This is a genomic window from Spirillospora sp. NPDC048824, from assembly GCF_043198455.1.
Classification (GTDB): domain Bacteria; phylum Actinomycetota; class Actinomycetes; order Streptosporangiales; family Streptosporangiaceae; genus Spirillospora.
In genome coordinates, this window is sequence record NZ_JBICUS010000006.1 from 32,687 (window position 1) to 47,335 (window position 14,649).

Annotated in this window: 10 protein-coding genes; 3 read left to right on the forward strand and 7 right to left on the reverse strand. The window is 71.3% G+C overall.

Features of this window, described 5'->3' with window-relative positions; translation table 11 throughout:
- Positions 1–20: 20 nt before the first annotated feature.
- Entirely contained in the window at positions 21–2,141 is a 2,121-nt protein-coding gene (locus ACGFIS_RS13335; protein ID WP_392970840.1) for an MMPL family transporter, read from the reverse strand.
- A gap of 160 nt (positions 2,142–2,301) precedes the next feature.
- On the opposite strand from ACGFIS_RS13335, the gene ACGFIS_RS13340 reads away from it, so the two are divergent.
- Positions 2,302–2,910, forward strand: coding sequence for a TetR/AcrR family transcriptional regulator (locus ACGFIS_RS13340; RefSeq protein WP_392911551.1), 609 nt, complete (start codon positions 2,302–2,304; stop codon positions 2,908–2,910).
- Here ACGFIS_RS13340 and ACGFIS_RS13345 read toward each other — a convergent pair.
- The 3 genes from ACGFIS_RS13345 to ACGFIS_RS13355 form a co-directional block, all read right to left on the reverse strand.
- Positions 2,894–4,099 carry an FAD-dependent oxidoreductase gene (locus ACGFIS_RS13345; protein WP_392911553.1) on the reverse strand — a complete coding sequence of 402 codons (1,206 nt, stop codon included), beginning with the start codon at positions 4,097–4,099 and terminating at the stop codon, positions 2,894–2,896. The two genes, ACGFIS_RS13340 and ACGFIS_RS13345, sit on opposite strands and share 17 nt — an antisense overlap.
- 67 nt (positions 4,100–4,166) lie before the next feature.
- Positions 4,167–6,449, reverse strand: coding sequence for a TSUP family transporter (locus ACGFIS_RS13350; RefSeq protein WP_392970843.1), 2,283 nt, complete (start codon positions 6,447–6,449; stop codon positions 4,167–4,169).
- Positions 6,446–7,033 (reverse strand): rhodanese-like domain-containing protein, encoded by a 588-nt coding sequence (locus ACGFIS_RS13355; protein ID WP_392970846.1) that lies wholly within the window; start codon positions 7,031–7,033, stop codon positions 6,446–6,448. The genes ACGFIS_RS13350 and ACGFIS_RS13355 overlap by 4 nt, the downstream gene beginning before the upstream one ends.
- Before the next feature lie 275 nt (positions 7,034–7,308).
- Here ACGFIS_RS13355 and ACGFIS_RS13360 point away from each other — a divergent pair, with 275 nt between their 5' ends.
- On the forward strand, positions 7,309–8,349 hold the full coding sequence (locus tag ACGFIS_RS13360) for a zinc-dependent alcohol dehydrogenase family protein (RefSeq protein WP_392970849.1): 1,041 nt from the start codon (positions 7,309–7,311) through the stop codon (positions 8,347–8,349).
- 91 nt (positions 8,350–8,440) lie between these two features.
- Here the strand turns inward: ACGFIS_RS13360 and ACGFIS_RS13365 are convergent, their stop codons facing one another.
- On the reverse strand, positions 8,441–10,873 hold the full coding sequence (locus ACGFIS_RS13365; protein WP_392911561.1) for a glycoside hydrolase family 65 protein: 2,433 nt from the start codon (positions 10,871–10,873) through the stop codon (positions 8,441–8,443).
- Between the two features lie 190 nt (positions 10,874–11,063).
- On the opposite strand from ACGFIS_RS13365, the gene ACGFIS_RS13370 reads away from it, so the two are divergent.
- Positions 11,064–11,951 carry a universal stress protein gene (locus ACGFIS_RS13370; protein WP_392911563.1) on the forward strand — a complete coding sequence of 296 codons (888 nt, stop codon included), beginning with the start codon at positions 11,064–11,066 and terminating at the stop codon, positions 11,949–11,951.
- An 80-nt stretch (positions 11,952–12,031) separates the two neighbouring features.
- On the opposite strand, the gene ACGFIS_RS13375 is transcribed toward ACGFIS_RS13370, so the two are convergent.
- The gene (locus ACGFIS_RS13375) at positions 12,032–13,243 is read right to left on the reverse strand and encodes an arginine deiminase (RefSeq protein ID WP_392911565.1); all 1,212 of its coding nucleotides are present in this window, start codon (positions 13,241–13,243) and stop codon (positions 12,032–12,034) included.
- A 13-nt stretch (positions 13,244–13,256) separates the two neighbouring features.
- A complete protein-coding gene (locus ACGFIS_RS13380) occupies positions 13,257–14,615 on the reverse strand; it encodes an amino acid permease (RefSeq protein ID WP_392911567.1) in 1,359 nt (452 codons plus the stop codon).
- Positions 14,616–14,649 lie beyond the last annotated feature (34 nt).

Below are 14,649 nucleotides of genomic sequence, written 5' to 3' on the forward strand. Positions count from 1 at the left end.
TGCGCGCCAGGCCCGTGCCGTCACCGCAGCGTCGCCGGCTCCCGGTCACCGATGTCCTCGCCCCGCCGTGCGGAGGCCCTGCGCGGCAGCCACCAGGCGGATCGGCCCAGCACGGTGAGCACCGCCGGGACGAGCACCAGCATCGCCAGTACCGCGTACAGGGCGATGGCGGTGGCCAGCCCGAAGCCGAACAGGTTGACCACCCGCTGGTCGTTGAGGACGAAGCCGGTGAAGACGGCGACCATCACCGAGGCCGCCGCCAGGATCACCCTCGAGGTCGACGCCACCCCGGTGACGATCGCGCGCCGCGCGTCTCCGGTGCGCCGGAACTCCTCGTGGATCCGGCTGAGCAGGAACACCGCGTAGTCGGTGGAGAGCCCGAACAGCACCGCGAACAGCATCACCGGGGCGAACGACTCCACCGGGCCGGGCTGCGCGCCGATCAGCCCGGCCGGCCACCAGCCCCACTGGAACACCGCGACGACCGGCCCGTAGGCCGCGCCCACGGCGAGCAGGTTCATCAGCACCGCCACGACGGGCACCGCCAGCGACCTGAACTCCACCAGCAGCAACAGGAAGGCCAGGCCGACGACCAGGAGCATGAACCAGCCCATCCTGGCACCGAGCCGGTCGGCCAGGTCGATGCTCGTGGCGGTCGCACCGCCGACGTGGGCTTCGGCGCCGGGCGCGGCGTCCGGCAGCACGTCCGCCCGCAGCGTGTGCACCAGCTGCTCGGTGGCCTCGGCGTCGGGCGACCCGGTGGGCACGACGGTCAGCACCGCGGTGCGGCCCTGCGGATCCGGCCGCGGAGGCAGCACCTGCCCGACCCCGTCCGTCCGGGCGACGGTCTCGCGCAGAGCGGCCGCTTCGCGCGGTGCCCGGCCGTCCTGCCCGTAGTCCACGGTGACCAGCAGGGGACCCGTCCAGCCGGGCCCGAACGCCTCGTCGACCATCTCGTAGGCCTGCCGCTGGGTCGTGCCGGGCGGCTGCGAGCCGCCGTCGGCGGTGCCGAGCCGCAGCGACCCCAGCGGAAGCGCCAGCAGCCCGAACGCGCCGACCGCGAGCACGATCGCCGCCCAGCGGTACCGGACCACGGTGCGGATCCAGCCGCCCCCGGATTCGTTCGCGGCCCTGCGCCGGCCGATGCGCAGCCGGTCCAGGTTCCGTCCGAACACCGCCAGCAGCGCCGGCAGCAGCGTCACCGAGGCCAGCAGCGTGGCCGCCACGGTCACCGCGCTCGCCAGCCCCAGGGCGGACACGAACGGGACACCGATCACGTACAGGCTGAGGATGGCCACGATCACCGTCGTGCCCGCGACCAGCACGGACCGTCCCGCCGTCGCCATCGCCGCGGCGATCGCATCGGGCGGGGCCAGGCCGCGCGACATCTCCTCACGGTGCCGCGTCACCACCAGCAGCGCGTAGTCGATCCCCACCCCGAGACCGATCATCGCGGCCACGACGGGCCCGGACGTCCCGATCGTCATCGAACCGGACAGCAGCGTGATGACCGACAGCCCGACGCCGACGCCCGCCACCGCGGTGAGGATCGGCACCAGCATCGCCGCCAGCGACCCGAAGGCGATCAGCAGCACCACCACCGCGGCGATCAGGCCGTAGATCTCCTGGCCGGACGGCCCGGACTCGGCCTGCACCGCCGCGCCCCCGAAGGCGACCTCGACGCCGGGACCGCGCACCGGATCGAACGCCTCCTGCGCCCGCCGGACCGCCTCCTCGGGAATGTCCTTGGCCCGGCCGGTGAACTGGACCGTCGCGATGGCCGTGCGGCCGTCATCGGACACCATGTGCCGGGCCTGCCCGAACGGGGACTGCGCCGCCGCCACGTCCGGCTGCCGCCGGGCCTCCGCGACGGCGGCCTCGACCTTCCGCTGCACCTCCGGCGAGATCGCTCCCGGTTCGCTGCGGACGACGACCTGCATGCCGTCCCCGGACAGATCGGGGAACCGTGCGCGCAGCGTGTCATAGGCGGCCTGTGAATCGGCCCCCGAGAGCGTGAGGTCATTGGTGAACGAGCCCCCGGACGCGCGGCCGGCCGCCGCCACGCCGAGGACCAGCAGAATCCACGCGGCCAGCACCCACCAGCGGTGCCGGGCCGAGAAACGACCGAGAGCCGAGAGCACGGCGTCACCTCCAGAGAAACATGTGTGTCTACATACGTTATACACGTGTGTAGACACGTGTTTCACATGTTCGGGGGAGAGTCGATCCGCCGGAGTGGCGTAGATTCGATGTCGGCCGCGGTACGACGCGCGCCGACCCGACGACCGCCGGAGGACCTAGATGACCGTACGGTCACCCGGCTTCGGCCGGACCCGTCAGGACGGACGCGAGCGCGTCCGCTCCCAGTTGCTCGACACGGCGCTGCGGCTGTTCGCCGAACACGGCTACATCGGCGTGCGGGTGGAGGACATCGCCAAGGAGGCAGGCGTCTCGCGCGCGACCTTCTACAAGCACTTCGCCGAGCGCGAGGAGATCCTCGCCGAACTGTTCGCCCGCCTTGTCGAAGACCGGCCCGTGCCCACACCGCCCGGCACCGACGCCGAGGCGCTGCCCCGCGTCCGCGAACTCCTGACCACCGCCGCCACCCGGATGGTGGCCGACGAACAACTCGCCAGGTTCGTCTACACGCTCCCGATCCGCCACGCAGCGCTGCTCGGCGAAGGCGCCCGCCCTCCGGTCATGGAGGAGGTGGAACGGCTCATCGAGCGCGGCGCCGCCGCCGGCGCGGTGCGGACCGACATCCCGCCGACTCTCATCACCGCCCAGATCGCCCGCACCTTCGAGGCGGCCATGCGCGACTGGGCCGAGGACCGGGCGTCCGGCGTGGCCGACCACCTGGCGCTGCTGCTCGACCTGTCATTCAACGGACTGGTCAGGCAAGGCCCTTGAGCATGCCGTGCCAGTAGAGGGCGGGCAGACCGTAGCGTTTGAGGTACCACATGTCGCGCCGTTCCTTCTTCGTGTTGATGATCGGCAGTGATGGTGTGGGGGTCAGGTCATAGTCGAATTCGGCGAGGAGCATCTTGTCCCTGGCCGTGACGAGCGGGCAGGAGGTGTAGCCGTCGTAGCTCGCGGTGCGGGAGTGGCCGGCCATGTCGGCCATGAGATTCCTGACGACGACGGGGGCCTGTTTGCGGATGGCCGCGCCGGTCTTGGACGTCGGCAGATTGGCGACGTCGCCGAGGGCGTAGACGTTCGGGTAACGCGGATGGGCGAGGGTGTGCTTGTCGGCCTCGACATAGCCGAAAGGGCCGGCCGGGTCCGCGAGAACGGACTTCTTCACCCAGTCCGGGGCGCTCTGCGGCGGGGTGGCGTGCAGCAGGTCGTAGGCGATCTTCTCCGTGGCGCCCGCGCCCTCGCCGGCGAGCGTCAGTTCGCGGCGGTCGGGGTCGATGGACAGGAGTTCGGACTGGAAGCGGGTCTGGATGCCGTAGCGGGCGACGACCTTGTCCAGTTCGCGGGCGTAGGTCTCGACCTTGAAGAGCGTGGGCTCGTTGACGGCGAGGATGATGCGGATGTCGCGCAGCCTGCCCTCGCGGCGCCAGTGGTCGGCCGCCAGATACGCGATCTTCTGCGGGGCTCCGCCGCACTTGATCGGACCGGCCGGATAGGTGAACACGGCCGTACCGGACTTGAGGTTCCGGATGAACTCCCAGGTCTTCGGAGCGTACTCCGGGGAGTAGTTGCTGGACACTCCGTCGCGGCCGAGCGATTCGGTGAGACCGGGGACGGCGGACCAGTCCAGCTGGAGACCGGGGGCCATGACCAGGTACTCGTAGCGGAGTTCGGTGCCGTTCGCGGTGGTGACCGTCCGGGCGTCGGGGTCGACGGCGGCCGCGGCGTCGCGGATCCACGTCACGCCGCGCGGGATGACGGACCGCTCGGGTCTGCGCGCGACGTCGAGGGGCGCCTGCCCGCCGCCGGTGAGGGTCCACAGCGGCTGGTACCAGTGGGTGTCGGAGGGCTCGAGGATCGTGACGCCGCTGACGCCCTTGCGGCGCAGCCTGGCGGCGACGGTGATCCCGGCGGTGCCCCCGCCGACGATCAGGACGCGGTGCCGGTTCGGGGTGGCGGACATGGAGAACTCCTTCCAGAAGGGGCGCGCCCCGCCCGGAACAGGCCCGGCAGGGCGCGCTGGGGCCCGATCAGGCCTCGGCCGGGGAGTGGGCCGCGGCCCAGGCGCCGTAGCCGCCGAGCAGGTCGGCGACGTCGGTGCGTCCGGAGTGGCGCAGCAGGCTCGCGGCGGCCGAGGAGCGGACGCCGCCCGCGCAGTGGACGACGATCCGCCGGTCGGACGGGATCGTGTCCAGGCGGCCGGGCAGCTCGGCCAGCGGGATGTTGACCGCCCCCTCGATGGCGCCGTCCGCCAGCTCGCCGGTGTTGCGGACGTCGATCACCAGCGGCGGTTCGGCGCCGTCGAGCTCGTCGCGCAGGTCGGCGAAGGTGATCCGCTCGGCCTGGACGATGTTCCCCTCGGGCGCCAGAGTGAAGGCGTCCTCGGGATCGGGCAGGTAGCCGGCGGCCGTGTCCAGTCCGATCCGGGCGAGGCGGGTGATGATCTCCTCCGCGCGGTCTTCGGGGGCGATCACGACGATGTCCCGCCCGGGTTCGATGAGCATGCCGGCCTGCTCGGCGAACCGGCCGTCCGCGGGGACGTTGATCGAGCCGGTGAGGTGGCCGGCGGCGAACTCCTGCGGGTCGCGGGCGTCGACGACGACCGCGCCGGCGTCGCGGCGTGCCAGGACGTCGGTGAACGGCAGCTCCTTCAGGTGCTCTTCGACCTTCAGCAGTTCCCGCTCCTTGCGGTTGAGGATCGCGTCGTAGACGAAGTAGTTCGGGGCCGAGGGCTGGCCTTCGGTGACGATGTCGACGAACTCCCGCTCGCCCATGGGCACGCAGGCGTAGTTGCTGAGCCGCTGCGCGCCGATGGTGGACTGCAGTTCGGCCGACAGGTTCTTGCCGCACGCCGAGCCGGCTCCGTGCGCGGGGAAGAGCCTGGTCTGGTCGGGCAGCGCCATCAGCTTGTGCTGGACGGTGTCGTAGAGCATCCTGCCGAGTTCGTCGGCGGTGACGCCGATGGACGCCAGCAGGTCGGGGCGGCCGACGTCTCCGATGAACAGGGCGTCCCCGGTCAGGACGCCGTAGGGCACGGTGTCATCGGCGTGCTCGAAGACCAGGACGCTGACCGACTCGGGGGTGTGGCCCGGGGTCTCCAGGATCTCCAGGGTCACGTCGCCGAGGCTGATGCGCTCGCGGTCGTGAAGCTTCCGGATCTGGAACTCGGCCTCGGCCCGCGCGCCGTAGCCGATCCAGGCCCCGGTGCGGGCCGCCAGCTCCAGGTGGCCGGAGATGAAGTCGGCGTGGAAGTGGGTGTTGATCACGCCTTCGATGTGCAGGCCGTTGGCGGCGGCGTCGTCGAGGTATTCGGAGACGTCCCGGCGCGGGTCGACGACGACGGCGCGTCCGGTCTGCCTGTCGCCGATCAGGTAGGACGCCTGGGACAGGCACTCCAGGTAGTGCTGGGCGAAGTACATCCGAGTCTCCATTGCTTCGGTTTCCTTTCGCGACTCAAGGGTGCGGAGTCTGGGTGTGGTGTGTCGAGACCGCCGGGCGGTCAGAATGGCCGCCCCGGCGAGGGCGATGACGGCGACGGCCGCCAGGAAGATCGGCTTGGCCTGCGCGGGAAGCTCCTGCGCCACGACGAAGACGGACATCACCAGGACGAACCAGCCGAAGGCCTTGCGCAGCCGCTCGGGATCGATCCTTCCGGAGAGCCGGGAGCCCAGCAGGCCGCCGACGGCCGCCAGCGCGGTGATCGAGAGGGTCAGTGACCAGTCGAGCTGCACGCTCTGCAGGTAGCCGGCCAGTCCCGCGAAGGACTTCATCGCGATGACCAGCAGGGACGTGCCGACGGCGACCGGCATCGGCAGCCCGCCCAGCAGGGCCAGGGCGGGAACGACCAGGAAGCCGCCGCCCGCGCCGACCAGCCCGGTGACCAGGCCGACGGCCGAGCCCTCCAGAAAGATTCTGGCGAGCGGCCTGTTCCCGGCGTGCTGATCGGGCCCGGTCTCCTTCCGGCCGCGCAGCATCGCGGCGGCCGTGACGGTCATCATGATTCCGAAGGCGATCAGCAGGACATTCGCCGGGATGAACGCGGCGAGCCTGCCTCCGGCGTAGGCGCCGACCATCCCGGCGGCGCCGAACAACAGGCCGGTGCGCCACCGGATCCGGCCGGCCCGTGCGTGCGGGACGGCTCCCACCACGCTGGTCGCGCCCACGACGAACAGCGACATCGCGATCGCCGTCTTGGCGTCGACACCGGCCACGTAGATCAGCACCGGGGTGGTGAGGATCGAACCGCCCCCGCCGAACAACCCCAGCGTGACCCCGATCAGCACAGCCGCTGCAAGCGTGAGCGCGAGGATCATGCCGGTCGCCCGTCGTCCGCCAGGCGGGCCCTGATCGTTTGGATGTCGCAGCTCGCGCCGCGGTTGTAGGGCAGTTTCGCCAGCAGCATTCCCATCGCGCAGGTGTTGGTGAGCGCCGCGAACGTCAGGCCGGCGCCGATGAAGGCCGCCACCCACTTCAGGCCGGGCAAAGCCGCGCTGCCCACCACGGCCACCAGCACGATCGTCCCGGCGACGAGCCGGACCTGGCGTTCCAGATCCCAGCGCTTGCGCCCGTCCCGGTTGAGCGGCGCTCCGGCCGTCTCCCAGGCGAGGATCCCGCCCTCCAGGACGCGGGTGTTGCGCAGGCCCGCCTCGGCCAGCGCCTGCTCCCCCTGCCCGGCGCGGACGCCCGAGCGGCAGATCAGCACCACCTCCTCGTCGAGGTGCCGGCACAGTTCGTCGCGGTGCTCCCGCAGCAGGTCGAGCGGCACGTTGTACGAGCCGGGGATGTGGGCCGCGGCGAACTCGCCCGGCGTCCGCACGTCGAGGAGGCGGGGCGGCCTGGGGCCGTCGAGCCGGGCACGCAGGCCGGCGGCATCGAGTCTCGTGGGCATGTCCTTCATCGGCACCTCTTCCGATTCGGTCCAGGGCACGGCCATCGGCCGTGGTCATATACCCCCTGGGGTATCTCTGGTGCCACGGTAGCCGATGGATGGGCGACCGTGCAAATACCCCCATGGGTATGCCCGGGCGCGCCCATGCGCACCGCCGATGCGAACGCCGCCGCGGTGACCGGGTGGGGACGTTAGGCGTGTGTGCCGGGACGTTGGGCACTGCAACGGCCGTTCGTGGGAATCGACGCTGGAAACGACAGCCGAACCGATGAAGGAGGCGCGTCATGCGAGCGCTGGTGTACCACGGGCCTGGGAACAAGGCCTGGGAGGACGTCCCCGACCCGGAGATCATCGAGGACGGTGACGCGGTCGTACGGGTCGATGCGGTGACGATCTGCGGGACCGACCTGCACATCCTCAAGGGGGACGTCCCGGCGGTGACCGACGGGCGGATCCTCGGGCACGAGGCGGTCGGGACCGTCGAGTCGGTCGGTGCGGGAGTGCGGACGGTCAAACCGGGCGACCAGGTGCTGGTGTCGTGCATCACGGCGTGCGGGACGTGCAGGTTCTGCCGCCAGGGCCGCTACGGGCTGTGCGTCGGCGGCGGGGGCTGGATCCTCGGGCACACGATCGACGGGACGCAGGCCGAGTACGTGCGGGTGCCGTTCGCCGACACCTCCGTCCACCCGCTGCCCGACGGCGTTCCCGCGCAGGACGTGCTGATGCTGGCCGACATCCTGCCGACCGGCTACGAGGTGGGCGTGCTCAACGGCGCCGTCCGGCCCGGCGACGTGGTCGCGGTGGTGGGCGCCGGACCGATCGGGCTGTCGGCGATCATGGGGGCGCGGCTGTTCAGCCCGAGCCACATCATCGCGATCGACCTGGCCGACAGCCGGCTGGAGGCGGCCAAGCGGTTCGGCGCCGACATCACGATCAACAACTCCCGGCAGGACCCGCTCGCCGCCGTCCGCGAACTCACCGGCGGGCTGGGCGCGGACGTGTCCATCGAGGCCGTGGGCATCCCCGAGACGTTCGAGTCGGCGGTCGCGCTGGCCCGGCCGGGCGGCCACATCGCCAACATCGGCGTGCACGGCGGCCCGGCCGTCCTGCATCTGGAAGAGCAGTGGATCCGCGGCATCACCATCACCACGGGCCTGGTCGACACCTTCTCCACGCCGACGCTGCTGAGGCTGGTCGCCGGCGGCGGGCTCGACGCCGGGCGGTTCGTCACCCACCACTTCCCGATGGAGGAGTTCCTCAAGGCCTACGACGTCTTCGCCGACGCCGCCGGCACCGGCGCGCTCAAGGTCGTCCTGACCCGGTGATCCGCCGAGACCGCGAGGCCGCAGCCCGTCCCGCAGGGCTGTGGCCTCCGTCGGCGTACACGAGTCCGATCGAGTTCATCTCCGATCGAGTTCATCCGGGCCGGCCGGGTCGGTCGCCCGGCGTCGTCCTGCCGTGCTGGAGCGGGGTCTCCCAGGACGCGCCCGGCTGGATCTCCACGTCCTCGTCCGCGTAGGAGATGCGGATGGGGAACGTGGCGTCGGGGCGGAGCATGACGCGGAGTAGATCCTGCCGGCAGGTCAGGTCGATGCCCCAGTGGCCCCGGTAGCGGAGCCCGAGGCGCAGTTCGCCGATCGCGCCGGGCAGGTGCGGCTCCAGATGGAGGGTGCCGCCGCGGGTCCTGATTCCGGCGTGGCAGCGCTGGACGAGATCGACGGTCCCGGCCATCGCGCCCAGGTGGACGCCCTCGGCCGTGGTGCCGCGCTGTGTGTCGGTGATGTCGCTGAACAGCGACTCAAGGAAGATCCGCCAGGCCACGTCCCCGTCCACGTGGGCCAGGATCCAAGCGTGGACGAGTGAGCTGAGCGTCGATCCGTCGCAGGTGCGCGGCAGGTAGTAGTCGATGGTCCTGGTGGCCAGGGCGGCGCCGTGCTCGTAGCCGAGATGCCGCAGGATATCGTCGAGTTCGCCGGGTGCGAGCACGTAGAAGAGCATCAGCACGTCGGCCTGCTTCGACGCCTTGTAGCGGTTGGGGGAGTCGCCCTCGGCCTCAAGGATCCGGTCCAGCCTGCGGATGTCGCCGTATCGGTCCCGGTAGCCGTTCCAGTCGAGTTCTTCCAGGTCGGCGTAGCCGTCGAACTGGCTGATCACCCCGTCGTGGAACGGGACGTACATTTTGCCGGCGACGTCCTCGAACCGGGTGATCTCCTCACGGGTCAGGGCGAGCCGTTCACGCAGTTCCGTGCGGCGGTCCTCGGGCAGCGCGGCGAGCGCGTCCAGCGCGCGCCGCAGCACCCAGACGGCGAGGACGTTGGTGTAGGCGTTGTTGTCCAGGCCCGGCTCGTCGCGTCCCGGATAGGCGTCGTGGTATTCGTCGGGCCCCATGACGCCGTGGATCTCGTACCGGTCCGTTGAGCGGTCGTAGGCGGCCAGGTCCGCGAAGAACCGGGCGACCTCCAGCATGATCTCGGTGCCGTACTCGGCGAGGAAGCCGATGTCGCCCGTCGCCTCGTAGTAGCGCCACACGTTGTGGGCGACGGTCAGCCCGACATGCCGCTGCAGATGCGAGTGGTCGGGCAGCCACCGGCCCGAACGCGGGTTCAGGTGGACGCGCTGGGTCTCCTCGCGCCCGTCGGCGGCGCTCTGCCACGGGTACATCGCGCCGCGGCGCCCCGCATCGGCCGCCGCGCGGCGCGCCGCCGGGAGGCGCCGCCACCGGTACATCAGCAGCGCGCGGGCGATCTCGGGGAACCGCATGGTCAGGAACGGCAGGATGAACAGCTCGTCCCAGAAGACGTGGCCCCGGTACGCCTCTCCGTGCAGGCCGCGGGCGGGGACGCCGACGTCCAAGTCCACGCTGTGCTCCGACACCGTCTGCAGCAGATGGAAGATGTGCAGGTTGAGAATTCGCTGCACCTCGACGTGGTCGACGCTGAGCTGGCAGCGCCGCCACAGCCGGGTCCACGCCAGCGTGTGCTTCTCCAGCAGAGCGTCGAAGTCGCCGGCGCCCGCGGCGGCCGCCAGTGCCGCCTGGCCGACCTCCTCGATGGCGCGGTCGCGTGAGGTGAACGCGGCGGCGACCTTCTCGATCGTGACCGGTACCCCCTCGTGGACGTCCACGGTCAGGTTCTGGCCCGTCCAACCGTCTTCGGCCCGGTGGGTGCGCTCGGCCGGGACCGAGACCCGGGTGCGTGCCGCCACCGCGATCCCGATCTTGGACGAGACCGTCGAAGCGCGCAGCAGGAGCAGTTCCGGATCGCTCTGCTCGGGGCTCTTCTCACGAGTCAGGTGCACCTCGGGCAGGTTCCGGTACCGCTCCACACCGGCGTTGACGACGCGTCCGTCCAGCGCCGACACGATCTCCACGGTGCCGCTCCAGTCCTCCGCCACGATGGTGGTCTCCAGCGCGGCCAGGTGGGGGTCGTCCATGGACACGATCCGGCGCTGGGCCACCCGCGTCGTCCGCCCCTGCGCGTCGCGCACGCGCACCAGGCGGGTCAGGACACCGCGGCGCAGATCCAGTTCCTGCCGGTAGGACGGAAGCCCGCCCTCCCGCCGGGCACGGTCGGGATCGAACCATTCGCCCCCGGCGGCGCGGAAGGCCAGCGGAAGCCAGTTCGGCATGTTGACCAGGTCGGCGTTGTCGGTGCGCCGCCCGGCCATCTCCGCCGGCAGACGGTCGTAGCAGCCCGCGATGTAGGTCCCCGGGTAGTGGACGCCGTCGGCGGACGACTCCGGGGCGGCTCCCCTGGTGCCGAGGTATCCGTTGCCGAGTGTGCACAGGGCTTCCCGCAGCCCTTCGGTGTCAGGGTCGTAGTCGTCGTAGGACAGGATCCACCGGTTCATGGTGTCCCCTCACGGTGTCGTCCGAGGCCGTCGGCAGGGCATTCCCGGCATCGCCACGTTCTCACCGGCCGGTACACACCGGGCAGTGCCGGACGACCTGGCCGACCGGGGACCTTCGGCCCCTGAAAAGGAGCGCGCGGCCTGCCGAAACTGAAACTGAGACCTTGGCCAGAGGAAGGGGGGCGGCCGGATGGTCGCGCTGACACGGCCTCAGCGGCCGAACGTCCTGGTCGGCTACGACGGGACCGAGGAGAACGATGTCGCGCTGCGCTGGGCGGTCGAGGAGACCCGCCTGCGGGGGCTCGACCTGATGATGTGCTACTGCTGGCACTGGCCGTATCCACCGGGGCACGTGGACGGCAACGTCCAGGCGATCATCCAGCGGGCGGGAGAGAATCTTCTGCGCGAAGGCGTGCAGCGGGCACGGGACCTGGGGGCGGGCGGGAAGGTGCACACCCGGCTGAGGCGCGAACCCGTCTGCGAAACGCTCGTGCGCGAATCCGACGACGCGGAGCTGATCGTGGTCGGCTCGCATGAGCGGGACCGGCTGCTCGACGGGTCGACGGCGGTGCAGCTGCCGGCGCGCACGCATCGCCCGGTGATCGCCGTCCGCGGCGCCGGCCGGCGGCGCGGGCTCGTCGTCGCCGGGGTCGACGGATCGGCGGCCGCGGACACGGCGCTGGGCTTCGCGATCGAGGAGGCCGCCCTTCGCGACGCCGATCTGCGTGTGGTCCACGGGGCCTGGGAACCCGGGGCGGTGCCCGATTTCGAGCTGCCCCTGTTCACCGATGAGAACAAGCTGCTGGAGACGCGCGCCGCCATGCTGGAGAAGGCCGTCCACCCGTGGAAGCGGCGCTACCCGAAGGTCCGCGTGCGAACGTCGCTGCTGCTTGAGCGACCCCGCGAGGCCCTGTCGGCGGCGGCCGGGGACGCCGATCTGCTGGTGGTCGGAGATCGTGGCACGGGGGGCCTGGATCCGCTGCTGCTGGGGGCGACGAGTTCGGCGATGCTGCATCACGCCCCGTGCGCAGTGGCGATCGTCCCGCCGCCCCGGCACGTCGCCGAGCGCGCCGCCTGAACCGTGGCCGGGCCGGAGGGTGGCGGCGCCGTGAGCGCCTCTCCCGTGCCGGGATGCGCGCTCGGGTAGGCGGCGCGGGGTCATCGTCGAGTCACCTCGTCGCGGTGGAGGGGGCAGCTCATGCAGCGGGGGCCGCCGCGTCCGCGTCCGAGTTCGCCGCCGGGGATGGTGATGACTTCGATGCCGTGGTGGCGGAGCATCGTGTTGGTGGTGACGTTGCGCTCGTAGGCGATGACGACGCCGGGTTCGACGGCCAGGACGTTGTTGCCGTCGTCCCATTGCTCTCGTTCGGCGGCGCGGACGTCCTGTTCGGTCGTCAGGACGCGGATCTGCGGCACGCCGGCGGCGTGGGCGATCGCTGGGAACAGCGCGTCGTTCTCATGGACGAGCACCCCGCCGTCGCTTCCGGGGGTGAGCGTGTAGGACCGCAGCGGCGGCAGCCCGGGGTAGACGGTGAAGACGTCGTGGTCGACCATCGTCATGACCGTGTCCAGATGCATGAACGCGCGCCGCTTGGGCAGTTGCGCGGCGATGACGCGGCGTACCCTCCCGGCGGTGAACAGCCGCTGGGCGAGCAGTTCGATGGCCTGCGGGGTGGTGCGCTCGCTCATGCCGATCAGGACCAGGTCGTCGCTGAGGACGTGGATGTCGCCGCCTTCCAGGGAGGGCAGGGTGAAGTCGGCGCCGGGATACCAGATCGGGACGTCCCGCCCGCTGAACAGCGGATGGTGCCGGTAGATGGCGCTCAGGTGCACGGTCTCGCGCCGCCGTGCCGGTTTGGCCATGGGATGCAAGGTGACGCCGTCGTGGATCCACGCGGACGGGTCGCGGGTGAACAGGTGGTTGGGCAGCGGCGGCAGGACGAAGTCGCCGTCGTCGAGCGAGGACAGCAGCAGGCTGTGGGCGGGCACGCCCAGTTCGGCCTTGGTGAGCCCGCCTATGAGGTGGCGGGTGAGTGTGGTGGGGTCCATGTCGTCCAGCGCGGACCGGACGGGGGCGGCCAGGGTGGGGCCGAGGGTGATCTGTGAGGCGGTGTGGTCGAGGACCTGGGCGCGGGCCTGGTCGATCTTGAGGGTCTCGGCGAGCAGGTCGGCGAGGTAGTGCACGCGGACGCCGCGTTCGCGGAGGGCGTCGGCGAACACGTCGTGTTCCTGGCGGGCGCGTTTGGCCCACAGCACCTCGTCGAACAGCAGGTCGTCCTTGTTGGCGGGGGTGAGGCGGAGCAGTTCCAGGTCGGGGCGGTGCAGCAGGACCTGCCGCAGCCGCCCGACCTCGGAGGAGACGGTGAACACGAGCGGTGTCCTTTCAGGCGGCCTTGGCCGGCGGTTCGGGTTGGGCGGCCTGGACGGGGGCGCGCTGGTCGCGGTACTTCAGCCAGGCGTAGACCGGCATCCCGGCGAAGATCAGCAGTGTGCCCTTGTAGACGACCTCGTAGCCGGCGCCGGCGATCGCCCAGACGGTGTAGCCGAACGCCAGCAGGGCGATGACGGCGTCGCGGGCCAGGCGCCGGCCGGAGAACGCGGCCGGGTCGGTGGCCAGCAGGACCAGTTCGGCGAGGGAGGCGTAGGCGTAGGGGATGACGGTGGTGAGGGTGGCCAGCAGGATGATGAAGGTGAACTGGTCGACCAGGCTGGCGTTGTAGTTCATGACCATCAGCCCGGTGACCAGGACGCTGGAGACGACCAGCCCGACGATCGGGGTGCCGCCGCGTCCGGTGCGGGCGAACACGCGGGGGAACAGGCCGTCGCGGGCGGCGGCGAGCGGGATCTGGCCCTGCAGCAGGATCCAGCCGTTGAGGGCACCGAACGCGCTGATCGCCGCACCGGCCGCGACGAGGTCGGCGGCCCATCCGCCGAACGCGGCGTCGGCGGCGTCCGCGAACGGCGCGGTCGAGGTCGCCAGCGCCGCCGCGGGCACGAGGCCGAGGACGGCGACGGTGCCGAGGATGTAGATCAGCGCGGTCACGGCGGTCCCGGCGACGGTGGCGCGGGGGATGGTCTTCTGCGGGTCCTCGACGTCCTCGGCGGGGACGGTGGCCGATTCCAATCCGATGAACGACCACAGCGTCAGTGCGGCGGCGGCGGTCACCGCGGAGAACGCGCTGCCGCCGCTGGCGTTGAACTCGCCGAAGTTGCCGGACTTGACGAAGAACAGCCCGCCGATCGCGATGAGCAGCAGCGGCACCAGCTTGATGACCGTGGTGGCGACCTGGACGGCGCCGCCCTGCCGGATCCCGTAGCCGTTGACGGCCGTCAGCAGCCAGATCGCCGCCAGCCCCACACCGGCGGCCAGCACCTTGTCATCGGCCAGCTCGGGCCAGAAGTGCGCCATGTACCCGACGAACGCGACGGCGATCGCCGCGTTCCCCGCCCATATGGCGATCCAGTAGCCCCACGCGGTCTGGAATCCGACGAAGTCACCGAACGCCCGCCGCGCGTAGGCGTACGGGCCGCCCGTCTTCGGGTAGGCCCGGGAGAGCCGGGCGAACACCAGCGCCAGCAGGATCGCCCCGGCCGCGGTGAACACCCACGCCACCAGGCTGATCGGCCCGTACGCGGCCAGCGCGCTGGGCAGCAGGAAGACACCCGATCCGATCATGTTGCCCACCACGAGGGCGGTGGCCATCCACAGCCCCAGCCTCCGGCGGGAGGGTTGCGCGCTCATGAGCGTCTCCTTGGATCAGCGGCGGACTCGCCGC